The 11,645-nt window shown below is 74.4% G+C and carries 15 protein-coding genes and 1 tRNA gene; 3 read left to right on the forward strand and 13 right to left on the reverse strand.

Annotated features, from left to right (window positions below):
• Positions 1-203: 203 nt before the first annotated feature.
• From gcvH to ACN268_RS05970, 7 genes are all read right to left on the reverse strand, one after another.
• Positions 204-584, reverse strand: a complete 381-nt coding sequence (gene gcvH / locus ACN268_RS05940) for a glycine cleavage system protein GcvH (RefSeq protein WP_204928412.1) — start codon at positions 582-584, stop codon at positions 204-206.
• A gap of 54 nt (positions 585-638) precedes the next feature.
• The gene (locus ACN268_RS05945) at positions 639-1,595 is read right to left on the reverse strand and encodes a DUF881 domain-containing protein (protein ID WP_421482132.1); all 957 of its coding nucleotides are present in this window, start codon (positions 1,593-1,595) and stop codon (positions 639-641) included.
• Between the two features lie 9 nt (positions 1,596-1,604).
• Entirely contained in the window at positions 1,605-1,937 is a 333-nt protein-coding gene (locus ACN268_RS05950; RefSeq protein WP_067311500.1) for a small basic family protein, read from the reverse strand.
• Positions 1,934-2,887 carry a DUF881 domain-containing protein gene (locus ACN268_RS05955; protein ID WP_421482133.1) on the reverse strand — a complete coding sequence of 318 codons (954 nt, stop codon included), beginning with the start codon at positions 2,885-2,887 and terminating at the stop codon, positions 1,934-1,936. Before ACN268_RS05955 ends, ACN268_RS05950 begins: the two co-directional genes overlap by 4 nt.
• Entirely contained in the window at positions 2,884-3,510 is a 627-nt protein-coding gene (locus ACN268_RS05960) for a CDP-alcohol phosphatidyltransferase family protein (RefSeq protein WP_421482134.1), read from the reverse strand. Before ACN268_RS05960 ends, ACN268_RS05955 begins: the two co-directional genes overlap by 4 nt.
• Positions 3,511-3,788: 278 nt before the next feature.
• The gene (locus ACN268_RS05965) at positions 3,789-4,259 is read right to left on the reverse strand and encodes a MarR family transcriptional regulator (protein WP_421482135.1); all 471 of its coding nucleotides are present in this window, start codon (positions 4,257-4,259) and stop codon (positions 3,789-3,791) included.
• Positions 4,260-4,306: 47 nt separating this feature from the next.
• Positions 4,307-5,482 (reverse strand): PP2C family protein-serine/threonine phosphatase, encoded by a 1,176-nt coding sequence (locus ACN268_RS05970; protein ID WP_421482136.1) that lies wholly within the window; start codon positions 5,480-5,482, stop codon positions 4,307-4,309.
• A gap of 159 nt (positions 5,483-5,641) precedes the next feature.
• On the opposite strand from ACN268_RS05970, the gene ACN268_RS05975 reads away from it, so the two are divergent.
• Complete coding sequence (locus tag ACN268_RS05975; protein ID WP_421482137.1) at positions 5,642-6,532, forward strand: universal stress protein; 891 nt, start codon at positions 5,642-5,644, stop codon at positions 6,530-6,532.
• Positions 6,533-6,623: 91 nt separating this feature from the next.
• Positions 6,624-6,833, forward strand: coding sequence for a phosphatidylethanolamine-binding protein (locus ACN268_RS05980; protein ID WP_145919976.1), 210 nt, complete (start codon positions 6,624-6,626; stop codon positions 6,831-6,833).
• Positions 6,834-6,911: 78 nt separating this feature from the next.
• On the opposite strand, the gene ACN268_RS05985 is transcribed toward ACN268_RS05980, so the two are convergent.
• Entirely contained in the window at positions 6,912-7,112 is a 201-nt protein-coding gene (locus ACN268_RS05985) for a hypothetical protein (protein WP_421482138.1), read from the reverse strand.
• A gap of 131 nt (positions 7,113-7,243) precedes the next feature.
• On the opposite strand from ACN268_RS05985, the gene ACN268_RS05990 reads away from it, so the two are divergent.
• Complete coding sequence (locus ACN268_RS05990) at positions 7,244-7,894, forward strand: hypothetical protein (RefSeq protein WP_421482140.1); 651 nt, start codon at positions 7,244-7,246, stop codon at positions 7,892-7,894.
• 12 nt (positions 7,895-7,906) lie between these two features.
• On the opposite strand, the gene ACN268_RS05995 is transcribed toward ACN268_RS05990, so the two are convergent.
• The 5 genes from ACN268_RS05995 to ACN268_RS06015 all read right to left on the reverse strand — a co-directional run bounded on the left by ACN268_RS05995 (position 7,907) and on the right by ACN268_RS06015 (position 11,624).
• The gene (locus ACN268_RS05995) at positions 7,907-8,071 is read right to left on the reverse strand and encodes an amidophosphoribosyltransferase (RefSeq protein ID WP_421486820.1); all 165 of its coding nucleotides are present in this window, start codon (positions 8,069-8,071) and stop codon (positions 7,907-7,909) included.
• A 104-nt stretch (positions 8,072-8,175) separates the two neighbouring features.
• Positions 8,176-8,373 (reverse strand): hypothetical protein, encoded by a 198-nt coding sequence (locus tag ACN268_RS06000; RefSeq protein WP_421482141.1) that lies wholly within the window; start codon positions 8,371-8,373, stop codon positions 8,176-8,178.
• A gap of 73 nt (positions 8,374-8,446) precedes the next feature.
• Entirely contained in the window at positions 8,447-10,204 is a 1,758-nt protein-coding gene (selB, locus tag ACN268_RS06005; RefSeq protein ID WP_421482142.1) for a selenocysteine-specific translation elongation factor, read from the reverse strand.
• 1 nt (position 10,205) lies between these two features.
• Positions 10,206-11,501, reverse strand: a complete 1,296-nt coding sequence (gene selA / locus ACN268_RS06010) for an L-seryl-tRNA(Sec) selenium transferase (protein WP_421482143.1) — start codon at positions 11,499-11,501, stop codon at positions 10,206-10,208.
• A 27-nt stretch (positions 11,502-11,528) separates the two neighbouring features.
• Positions 11,529-11,624, reverse strand: a tRNA-Sec gene (locus ACN268_RS06015).
• Positions 11,625-11,645 lie beyond the last annotated feature (21 nt).

The raw sequence follows: 11,645 nt of genomic DNA on the forward strand, positions 1-11,645 counted from the left end.
GATCAGTTTCGGTCAGCACAGGATAACGGCGGGTACGGCCCCCGGGAAGATCACCCGACGGCTGGCTCCCCCTGCCCACGAAAGGCAATCACCCAACACTGCACCAATTTGGGGTTCTCGGTCGACTGGGCGAGCCTAGCCAGCGCCGAAATGCAGGGCAACCGGACGCGCGGCACAAACACCCACGCCCGGCACGACACCACTCAGCTCTCGGTGAGCTCACGATACGCGGCAGCGGTCAACAACCCGTCCACCGCCGCCGGGTCCGCCGGCACGATCTCCACCAACCAACCCGCACCGTACGGATCAGAATTGATCACCTCAGGAGTGTCGGCCAACGCCTCGTTGCGCGCCGCCACCGTCCCACTCACCGGCGCGTAGATCTCCGACACGCTCTTGGTCGACTCGATCTCACCCAACGACTCACCGGCCTCCACCACCGCACCGGAGTCCGGCAACTGGACGAACACGATGTCACCCAGCGCATCCTGCGCGAACTGGGTGATACCCACCCGGACGTTACCGCCCTCGGCACCCACCACCCACTCGTGCTCGGCGGTGTAACGCAGATCCTCAGGAATCACCAGCGCGTCCCTCATCCATCGGTGCACCGGGACCACCCGGCGCGGCCGCGCCGGTCAGGAGACCGGACGGGCGTGTTCCAGCTTCAACGGCGCGTGCAGCGCCGAAACCTCGGCAACCTCACGATCCTCGACGCTCACGTTACCGCCGTCACCGCGAACCGATGCGGCCACCCCGCCCGGAATGTTCAACGCGGTACGCATCGTCTCCGGGTCACCGATCACCGTGATCGTGTACGGACCCGTCAACGGCCGCCCGTCCACCACCAACACGTCCCCCGCCCCGTCCAGGAAGTACGTCGAGGCGATGATCCGCGCCGACGCCCGATCCCCACCCGAGATCTGCATCGCCTCCGCACCCGCACCCCGCAACTCCTGCACCGCGTCCAACACCCGGTCCGCCCGGATCGGCTTACCACCCGGCTCGAACCGCACCGCCAACCCCGGCCCCCGCGCCGGCAACGTACCCGCCAGGATGCCCAACTCGTCGGCCCGCTTCGTCGCCTCCTCCAACGCCGCCTGCCGACCCTGCTCACCCGAACGCAACTGCCGCTGGCTGTCCTCCAGGCCCTCGATGTCCTGCTGCAGACGCTTCTCCCGGGAATCCAGATCCGAGAAGATCCGCACCAGGTCCTCCTGCCGGGTCGCCGCCAACGTCGGATCCGTCGAAGTCGTCTTCAACTGCACCACCAACGTGAACCCCAACAACGCCAGCAACGCCGCGATCATCACCGCCGCCGAGGACACCTTCCGCCCCGCCGGACCCGCCGACGAGGGCCCGGCCGCGCCCGACGGCTCCGCCGACGCCACCTCCGCCAGGTTCACCGTCGCCCCGTCGTCGTCACCCGACCCCGACGGCCGCTCCCGCGACGGCTCATCCGGCACCAACGGACTCAACTCGTCCGCATCCGGCGCGTCCGGCCGCGGATCCGGCTCACCCGCCGGCCCCGGCGGACGCACCGGCTCCACCGGCTGCGGCCACCCCGTACCCGTCTCCCGATGCTCGTCGCTCACGACACCAACCTACGCCCGGAACAGGTGCCGACGGATCGCCGCCACATTCCCGAAGATCCGCACCCCCAACACGACCACCACACCCGTGGACAACTGCCCACCCACCCCCAACTGGTCACCCAGATACACGATCAGACCCGCCACCAACACGTTCGAGATGAACGACACCACGAACTGCTTGTCGTCGAAGATCCGGTCGAGCTTCGCCCGAACCCCACCGAACACGGCGTCCAGCGCGGCCACCACAGCGATCGGCAGGTACGGCTGCAACGCCGCCGGCACCGTCGGATCGAGATAGATCCCCAGCACCACACCGGCGAGCAACGCCAGCACCGCGATCATCGGACACCTCCGGAGGGACGGGAAGACGAACCCGGACCGGACGACCCGGCACCGGACGAACCGACAGCACCCGAACCCGCCGGCGACGGACTCGGACTGACCGACGGCTGCGCGTAGCGTAGCCGTGGCTCCGGCGCGGCCGGCAACGTGAGGTCCTCCGCCCGGCGCACCTCGAACGACAACCCGGTGTCCCGGGCCACCCGACGCATCAGATACGCCGACCGGCTGTCGTCGAACCGGTCCCGCAACGACCGCGGCCCGATCGCCGACACCTCGTACGGGCTGGTCACCGGACGGAAGTCGACCAGGATCGCCGCCCCCGCCGAACGGATCGTCGACGTCGCCGTCAACCGCTGCCCGTTGATCGCGATCGCCTCCGCGCCCGCGGCCCACAGGTCGTTGGCGACCTTCTGCAGATCCGAATAGATCACCCGCGACGGACCCGCCGACGAGTCGCCGTTGACCGCGCCGCCGTCCTGCACCGCGGCGTCGGTCAACGTCACCACCACCCCGTCACCCCGCACCCGGCCCAGCCCCGTACCCGCCTCCAGGTTGCGCAACCGGGCCGCCTGCGAACCACTCAACGCCGCGTCCCGCTGCCGACCGACCTCCTCACGCAACCGCGCCGCCCGCGCCGTCATCGCGTCGGTCTCCGCCTCCCGCTGCTTGATCTGCGCGATCAACGCGGCCCGCGCCTGACTGCGACTCGGCTCGTCGGCCATCGTCTCCCGGTACGCCACCGCGAACAGGAACCCCACCGCGGCGACCACCACGACCGCCACCGCCCGCGCGGACGCCCCCCGCCACCCGGAACCCGACGCCGGGTCCCGCCGCCGCCGGGCCGCCGCGTCGGTGTAACCCGGGTCCAACGGGTTCTGGAACAGTTCGGTGAGGAAGTCCGGGGTGAACAACCGCGTCGGACGCTTCGACCCGTCCCCCGGCGCGCTCACGCGGCGACCCCCCGCCGGACCGCACGGACCAGCCGGGCCGCCTGCACCACGTACATCGCGCCGGCCACCCAGTACAGCACCAGACCCCACCAGGCCAGCCCCCAGCCGATGGCCGCGGCGGTCGTCGCCGTCACCGACGTGGTCGCCGCCGCCAGCAGCAGGACCGGGAACGCGGCCAACAGCAGGAAGGTGGCGGTCTTGCCGACGTAGTGCACCGGCGGCGGCCCGTACCCGTGCCGGCGCAGCACCGCCAACGAACCGAGCAACAGCACCTCCCGGGCCAGCAGCGCCGCCGTGAACTGCCACGGCACCACCTCCCGGGCGGTGAAGGCGAGCAGCGTGGCGAGGATGTAGAGCCGGTCGGCCAGCGGGTCGAGCAGCTCGCCCAGACGGCTGACCTGCCCGAGGCGGCGGGCGATCCAGCCGTCCACCCAGTCGGAGGTGCCGCCGATGGCGAGCACCACGATCGCCGCCACGTCCGCCTCCACGACCAGGAACAACCAGAGGAACAGGGGTACGCCGAGCAGCCGGACGAAGCTGATCAGGTTCGGCAACGTCAGCACCCGGTCGGCGGCGTCACCGCCCGGTCCGCGCGGATGCTCTGCCCGAGCCCGACGTGACACCGAACCTCCCCCCGCAGCACGGTCCGGGTGCCCGGGTGGGCACCACGGTCAGCCGTGCGCTTACCGGACCGGCGCTCGCCGGTGTCTCGGTGATCCCGGGCCGGGACCTCCCCCTGGTGTGGTCCGGGGCGCTCGGCACCCCGGACCGGCAGCCACTATATCGGGCGCGGACGGCTGCCCCGGCGGGGCGCGCGTTCCTCGGGGTGGTCCGGCGGTGTGTGTGGTGCGTCACCACCGCTAAGGCATCCTAGGACACTAGTGGACGATGGGGGAACGGTTCACGCGGTGCGGGCGGGGGTGTCGGGCTGGGCGGTGGGCGTGCCCGCAGCCGCCGCCTGCCCGAACGCCAACAGCGCCAGCAGCAGCTCGTGCTGGACCCGCGGTGGCATCCGGTCCAGCACCGCCTGCACCGCCCGGTGCCGACGCTCCCGCAGCTCGGTCAGCAGGCTCACCGCCGCAGCGGTGAGCACCAACCGCACCTCCCGCCGGTCCCGGGGGTCCGGGGTCCGACGCAGCAACCCGGTCGCCTCCAGCCGGTCACAGAGCCGGCTGGCCGACGAGGGCACCACGTCGAGCAGCTCGGCCAGCCCGTTGACGTTCGTCTCCGGCCGGTCCCGGATCAGCGCCAGCACCCGCAGCTGGGTCGGCGGGACCGCCACCTGGTGACGGGAGGTGGCGGAATCGAGCACGCCGACGAGCGCCTCAGCCGCGGCATCGATCGCCGCAGCAAGATCCGGAGGTCGCTCCACCCGCTGTCCCCTGCGATTGTCCGCTGTCGTAAGTCGCTGACGGCCGATCACCGTTCGCGCCGCCCGCCCGGCCCGCACCAGTCCAGGCACACGACAACGGCGTCGTCACGTAGATCAGTGTCGGCATGATAGGCGAACAGCTCGCGCATCACCGTACCAACCGCCTCCGTCGCCGGTTGCAGCCGAGTCGACCGCATCGACCGGGCCATCGCCCGCTCACCGTAGGCCTCCTGACCGCCCGGCTGCGCGTCGTACACGCCGTCGCTGACCACGAAGAGCCGGTCACCGGGCAGTACGTCGAACTCCTGCACCGTGTAGCGGGTCTCGGCGAACATGCCCAACGGCAACTGCTGCTCCAGGGCGATCCGCTCGACAGTGGTCCCCCGCAGCCGCAGCACCCGCGGCGAACCGGCGTCCACCGCTCGCGCCCGGCCGGTGGCGGTGTCCACCGACAACAGCAGCGTCGCCACGTGCCGCTGCCCCCGGTGCTGGTAGAACAGCGTGTCCGAGGCCAACTCGGCCTGCTCCACCAGCCCGCCGCCCGAGCGGCGCGCGTTGCGGATGGCGTTCACGGTGAGCGCGGTGAGCATCGCCGCCGACAGGCCCGTGCCGGCGCCGTTGAGGACGGTGAGGGTGAGCCGCCCCGGGTCGACCGACCAGTCGAAGTGGTCACCGCCCACCGAGTACGCCGGTTCGAGCTGCCCGGCCAGCAGGAACGCCTCGTGCGTGACGCTGCGCCCCGGTAGCAGGTCCCACTGCATCTCCGCGGCCATGCTCAGTCGCTCCCGACGCCGTGTCCGCCGGTACCTGTCGGTCTCCCGGTCGGCCGCCCGCAACGTGGTCGCCAGGTCGACGCCCAGGTCGACGATCAGCTCCACCGTCGGATCGTCCGGGCTGACGGCCAGCTCGACCAGGAACACCCCCAGCCGCTCCCCCCGGGTGGTCAGCGGCACCCAGACCCGACAGCATCCGCCGTCGGACGGCTCGCGCACCGGTTGCTGGCTTGAGAAACAGCGTTGGGCGGCGCTCCGGCCGGTGAGCGACCCGGCGGACGCCTCCGGATCGAGCACCGACCACAACCCGCTGATCCGGTAGTCGGCCAGGAACGCGTCGACCCGCACCGCGGCCAACTCCGACCGCAGCGCCCGATCGGCGGCCTCCACCACCTGGTCGGGCGGGGCCTCACGTAGCGCGCGCGACATCGCTGCGAGCGCGTCCGGCATGGTTTTGTCCTCCGAGATTCTTGCTACAGAGCAAGCATCATACGGAGCGGCCGGTCCACCCCCACCCGGGGCACCGGGCGACCCGGGAGGAACCGGCGGCGGTATCGGCCCGCCGGCCCCCACCAGCCGCGATACTGACCCGGGCAGGAGGTGCGCACGGTGGACTCGACGGACGACGCGGCGATCGTGGTGGGCGTGGACGGCTCCGAGCCGGCACTGCGCGCCGTCCGGCTGGCCGCGACCGAGGCGGCCCGCCAGCGCCGACCGCTGCGGGTGGTGCACGGCTTCATCTGGCCGCTGCTGCACACCCCGGTCGACCCGGTCGCCGCCGACCCGCCCGGCGGCGGGCTGCGCCGCACCGCCCAGGACCTGGTCGAGGCGGCGGTGGCGCAGGCCCGCGCGGTCAGCCCCGGCCTCCGGGTCACCGGGGAGATCATCGACGGTGAGGCGTCGGCGGTGCTGCTCGGCACCTCCCCCGCCGCGGCGATGATCGTGCTCGGCGACCGGGGTCTCGGTGGTTTCGGCGCCCTGGTGGTCGGCTCGGTGGCGATCCAGGTCAGCACCCACGCCGACTGCCCGGTGCTGGTCGCCCGGGGCACCCCGACCGACGACGGCCCGGTGGTGGTCGGGGTCGACGGGTCGGCGGCCTCCCGCGCCGCGGTGGACTTCGCCGCCGCGCAGGCCGCCGGGCGTGGGGTCCGGTTGCGGGCCGTGCACGCCTACACCCATCCGGCCTCCGCCGGCCCCGGTGACTTCCAACCCCTGGTGTACGACGAGGCCCGGCTGCGCGACGAGGAGGACGACGTGCTCGCCGCAAGCCTCGCCGGGCTCGCCGACCGCCACCCCGACCTGCCGGTCGACCGGGAGCCCGTACGCGCCCGCCCGGTCGCCGCCCTCACCGAGGCGTCCCGCCGGGCCCAACTGGTCGTGGTCGGCGGCCGGGGCCACGGCGAACTGGCCGGGCTGCTGCTCGGCTCGGTCGGCCACGGGGTGCTGCACCGCAGCGTCTGCCCGGTGGCGGTGGTACGGGAGCCGGCGACCGACCGGTAGGCCACCCTCCGGCACCCGGCGGGGGGCGGTTGGCCGGGCCGGGGACGGGTAGTCGGCGCGGGTACCGCAGGCGGACCACCGAGGAGGCGACATGCCAGGACCACGGCCGGGAAGCAACGCGTACGACAAGGAACGGGCGCGGCTGCGCGACCTGATCGAACAGTCGGGACGCGCGTCGGACCAGGAGGCCAACCAGGTCGCCAACCGGATCCTCCAGGAGGACCGGGGCCAGCGCGGCATGGTCCGGGGTGAGCGGGCCTACGGCCCCAAGGGCGAACGCGGACCCGGCGACCCGAAGTGAGCGGCCGGGCCGACGCTCCCCACAGGGGCGTCGGCCCGGCCGTCGCTCACGCCGCCCGGCGGTCATGCGGCGGCGCGGTCAGCGGCGGTCGCTGTCGTCGTCGGCGGTCGACGCGCCCGGACCGTACGGGGACGCCTGGCCGCGGGGTGTCGGGCGGCCCCGGTCCCCCGCCGAGCTGCCGGGGTTGGCCGGGTGACCGGTCGCGCCGGGCCCCTTGCTGTCCTGCACGGTCGGGTTCTTCCCGTTGCGGCGCATCTCGGGCTGCTGCACGTTCGTCACGGGTGTCTCCTTCCGGGTGGACGGGCACGGCTGCTCCGCGCCCGTCGTCGGGTTACCCGCCAGCACGGTGCGCATGCGGACCGCCGCGCCCGAGCAGGGCTGAGCGGCGCCAGGACGGGTAGTACCGGGTGATGGGAGACGACCGACGGGTGGCCCGGACGCTGCTGGCCCGCCAGGGCAGCACCTACGCCGAGGACGCCGGCATCACGCTGGCCGACCGGCCCGGTCCGCTCTACCAACTGCTGGTGCTGACCACGTTGCTGAGCACCCGGATCCGGGCCCAGGTGGCGGTGGCCGCCGCCCGCGAACTGTTCGCCGCCGGCTGGCGTACCCCGCAGGCGATGGAGGCGTCGGGCTGGCAGGACCGGGTCGACGCGCTGGGACGCGGCCACTACCGCCGCTACGACGAGCGGACCGCGACCATGTTGGGCACCGGTGCCCGGCTGTGCCTGGACCGCTGGCACGGTGACCTGCGGCGGATGCACCGGGAGACCGAGGGCGAACCGGCGGCGCTGCGGCGACGGCTGACCGAGTTCCCCGGGATCGGCCCGACCGGGGCGGACATCTTCCTGCGGGAGGTGCAGACGGTCTGGCCGGACGTCCGCCCGTACGCCGACCGGCGCACCCTGGCCGGGGCGAAACGCCTCGGCCTCCCGGCCGATCCGCACGGGCTGGCCGGGCTGGTCGCCGCGCCGGACTTCGGCCGGCTCGCGTCGGCGCTGGTGCGGGTGGCCCTCGGTGAGGAGTCGGCGGGCGAGGTGACCCGCACCGCCGCCCGCTAGGGGGACGGTCGGTCAGTCGACCGGCTTGTTGCCCGCCGGCCTGGTCAGGTACCACACCAGCAGGGCCGCCAGCAGGGCCAGCAGCACCACACCGCCGGAGACCCCGCCACCGTCCTCGGTGGAACGGTGCCCGGTCACCCCGAAGTAGAACACCGCGAGGCCGGCGAGCACCGCCAGAAACGTCCGTATTCCTCGGTCCTTCACGCCCCGCACCGTAAGCGCGTCCCCGGCGCGCAGGCCGACGTTCCGGGCGGATTCCCCCGTCCGGGCGACGCTCCCGGTCAGACCGTCTCCAGGTCGTCCAGGGAGATAGCGTGGGTCATCAACCAGCGGGCCAGCGCCGCCATGCCGAACAACCACAGCGGGGCCGACTCGGTGGGGCCGTTGGTGGCGAAGATGGCGAACCGCAGGTCCGGCACCCGGTACGCCTCGATCCGCCAGCGATGGTTCCGGTCCCGCCAGACCGCCGAAGGGTCCATGGCGTCACGGTAGGCGACCCCGGACCGGGCCGAGGGCTGTTCGCCGGCACCGCGAACCGGAAACACCTGCCGGTCAACCGCAGCCGACGACCATCCGGGCGTCGTCGGGCAGCCGTCGGGTCACCCCACGCCGGTCCAGCAGCTCCAGCAGCGGCACCGCCACCCGACGGGTGGTGTCCAGGGCCTGCCGGGCGGCGCTGAGCGTGAACGGCTGCGGCAGCCGGGCGAGCACCCGTACCGCGTCGTCGGCGGCGTCGGGCAGCAGCACCACGTTCTCCGCCAGCCGCAGCAGCGCGCCGGCCCGTACGGCGGCGCCCACCTCCCGGGGGCCCAGACCCAGCGCGGTGAGCCGGTCGGCCTCCGGCGCGCGGAACGGATGGGCGGCGTACTCGCCCCGGACCCGGTCGATCGCGCGGGCCACCGGCTCGGGCAGCCCGGGGACGCCGGTGCCGATCCGGCCGGCCCGCAGCGTCAACGGCGGCCGGACCAGCGCCTCCACCAGGGCCCGGTCGGGCAGGCCGAGACGCTGCCGCACCGCCTCGGTCGGGGCGTCGGGCTCCAGCGGGTGCGCGGCCGCCCAGGCGGCCACCTCCTCGACCAGCCGCTCCCTGAGCCACCGCCAGTGCGCCGGGTCGGCCAGCCAGTCCCCGACGACCGGGGTCGCGTCGCCGGTGACGCCCATCCGGGTCAGCTCGGCGGCCCGCACGAGCCGGCGGCGGCGCAGCTCCCCGGCCAGGTCGGGACGCCCGTCCAGGTCGGCCAGGACGGCGGCGCGGGCGGCGGCGGCACCCCGGCGGGACAGCGGCGGCGGAGCCACGTCCAGCACCGTCACCCCGCCGCAGACGTGGTGCCGACCCGGGTCACGCAGCAACGCCCGGTCCCCGGTCAGCAGCGGCAGCGGCCGGGCCAGCCGCAACCGTACGGTGTCGCCGCCCAACGGCCGGACCCGGACGGCAACGGCCGCCGACCCGACGTGCAGGGTCAGCGTCGCCGGCAGGTCACCTGCCGGATCACCGGCCAGCCGCACGTCGACCAGGTCGGTCCGGTGGAACCGGTCGGGGGTGAGCAGCGCGTCGCCGCGCCCGAGCCGCTCCCGGGGCACCCCGCGCAGGTTGACCGCCACCCGGGCGACCGCGGCGACCCGGGACGCGGGCGTCCCGAGCCGGTGCAGGCCCCGCACCCGGACCGGTTCGCCGGTGGTGGCGAGCGTCAACCGGTCGCCGACGCGCAGTTCACCTCCGCCGAGGGTGCCGGTGACGACGGTGCCGCTGCCCCGGATGGTGAACGCCCTGTCGATCCACAGCCGCACCGGCCGGTCCGTGTCCGGCGCGGGCAGCCGGGCGACCAGCCGGTCCAGGGCGGCGCGCAGCTCCGGCAGGCCGACGCCGGTGACCGCGCTGACCGCCACCGACTCCACCGCGCCGAGCGACGTCGCCGCGAGCCGCGCGTGGGCCTGTGCCGTCGCCGGCCCCGGATCGGCCAGGTCCGCCCGGGTCACCACCAGCAGCCCGTGGGACACCCCGAGGGCGTGCAGGGCGGCCAGGTGTTCGGCCGACTGCGGCATCCACCCCTCGTCGGCGGCGACCACCACCAGGGCGGCCGGCACCGGCCCCACCCCGGCGAGCATGTTCGGCACGAACCGTTCGTGCCCCGGCACGTCGACGAAGGCGACCTGGTCGCCGCCGGGCAGGGCGGTCCAGGCGAAGCCGAGGTCGATGGTCATCCCCCGGCGGCGTTCCTCGGCCCACCGGTCCGGTTCCATCCCGGTCAACGCCCGGACCAGGGTGGACTTGCCGTGGTCGACGTGCCCGGCGGTGGCGACGACGTGCATCTCAGTCGACCGTCCGCAGCACCGCGTCGCGCAGCGTGTCGTCGGCGTCGGCGGACACGCAGCGCAGGTCCAGCAGCAGCCGGCCCCGGACCACCCGGCCGAGCACCGGCGGGTCGCCCTCCCGGAGGGCGGCGGCGTACCGTTCGGGCAGGGCCAGTGCCCAGGAGTCCAGCTCGACGCCCGGGGCACCGCCCCCGCCGACCACGGCGACGCTGGGCACCACCTCGGCCTTGCGCCCCTCGGCACCGAGGGCGTCGCGCAACCGTTCGCAGCGGTCCCGCAGCACGGCCGGGTCGGCGTGCAGGGCGTCGCGGGTCGGGGTGCTCGGCCCGTGCAGGGTGGCCGCCAACGCGGCGAGGGTCAGCTTGTCGACCCGCAGCGCCCGCGCCAGCGGATGCCGACGCAACCGGTCGACCAGGTCGGCGTCGCCGAGCAGCAACCCGGCCTGCGGGCCGCCGAGGAGCTTGTCGCCGCTGGCGGTGACCAGGTGGGCTCCGGCCCGCAGGGTGCTCGCCGCGTCCGGCTCGGCCGGCAGCAGCGGGTCGGCGGTGAGCAGGCCGGAGCCGATGTCGGCGACCACCGGCACGCCGAGGGTGGCCAGGTCGTCGACGCCGACGGCGGAGGTGAAGCCGGTGACGACGAAGTTGGACGGGTGCACCTTCAGCACGAAACCGGTGTCCGGGCCGAGCGCCCGGGCGTAGTCGTCGCGGGTGGTGCGGTTGGTGGTGCCGACCTCGCGCAGCCGGGCGCCGGTGCTGGCCAGCAGGTCGGGCAGGCGGAACCCGTCGCCGATCTCCACCAGCTCACCCCGGCTGACCACGATCTCCCGGCCGGCGGCCAGCGCGGTCGCGGCGAGCACCAGGGCCGCCGCCCCGTTGTTGACCACGTGCACGGCGGCGGCGTCGGGCACCGCGGCGGCCAGCGCGGCCAGCGCCTCCCGGCCACGGCGGGCGCGCCGGCCGGTGCCCAGGTCCAGCTCCACGTCGGTGCTGCCGGCGGCGGCGACCAGCGCGTCGACGGCGGCCGGGGACAGCACGGCCCGACCGAGGTTGGTGTGCAGCACCACCCCGGTGGCGTTGAGCACCGCCCGGGAGTTCGGGGCGGGCAGCGCGGCGAGGGCGGCGTCGCGGACCTGCTCGGGGCCGATCTCACCGTGCCGGGCCCGCTGCTGGGCGTCGGCGACGGCGGCCTTGACCCGGGCCCGGCCGAGGGTCGCCACCGCTGCGGCCAGCGCCGGGTCGGCCAGCACCGCGTCGGTGCGGGGCACCCGCCGACGCGGATCGACCGCCTCACCCATGCGTCGTCATCTCCCCCGCGGACGGTTTGGCGGAGACGGACGGGAATCGAACCCGCCTGGCCCGGGTCCCGGACCACACCAGCTTTGAAGGCTGGGAGGGGCACCAGCCGCCTGAACGCCTCCGCCCCCGAGTCAACCACAGGG

Source organism: Micromonospora sp. WMMD735 (assembly GCF_049178995.1).
Classification (GTDB): Bacteria; Actinomycetota; Actinomycetes; order Mycobacteriales; family Micromonosporaceae; genus Micromonospora; species Micromonospora wenchangensis.

Excerpts from the sequence above, each read along its gene's own strand:
- ACN268_RS05970 (WP_421482136.1), bottom strand. The coding sequence starts at position 5,482 with ATGCCGGACGCGCTCGCAGCGATGTCGCGCGCGCTACGTGAGGCCCCG.
- ACN268_RS05990 (WP_421482140.1), top strand. The coding sequence starts at position 7,244 with ATGGGAGACGACCGACGGGTGGCCCGGACGCTGCTGGCCCGCCAGGGC.
- ACN268_RS05980 (WP_145919976.1), top strand. The coding sequence starts at position 6,624 with ATGCCAGGACCACGGCCGGGAAGCAACGCGTACGACAAGGAACGGGCG.
- selA (WP_421482143.1), bottom strand. The coding sequence starts at position 11,501 with ATGGGTGAGGCGGTCGATCCGCGTCGGCGGGTGCCCCGCACCGACGCG.
- ACN268_RS05950 (WP_067311500.1), bottom strand. The coding sequence starts at position 1,937 with ATGATCGCGGTGCTGGCGTTGCTCGCCGGTGTGGTGCTGGGGATCTAT.
- selB (WP_421482142.1), bottom strand. The coding sequence starts at position 10,204 with ATGCACGTCGTCGCCACCGCCGGGCACGTCGACCACGGCAAGTCCACC.
- ACN268_RS06000 (WP_421482141.1), bottom strand. The coding sequence starts at position 8,373 with ATGGACCCTTCGGCGGTCTGGCGGGACCGGAACCATCGCTGGCGGATC.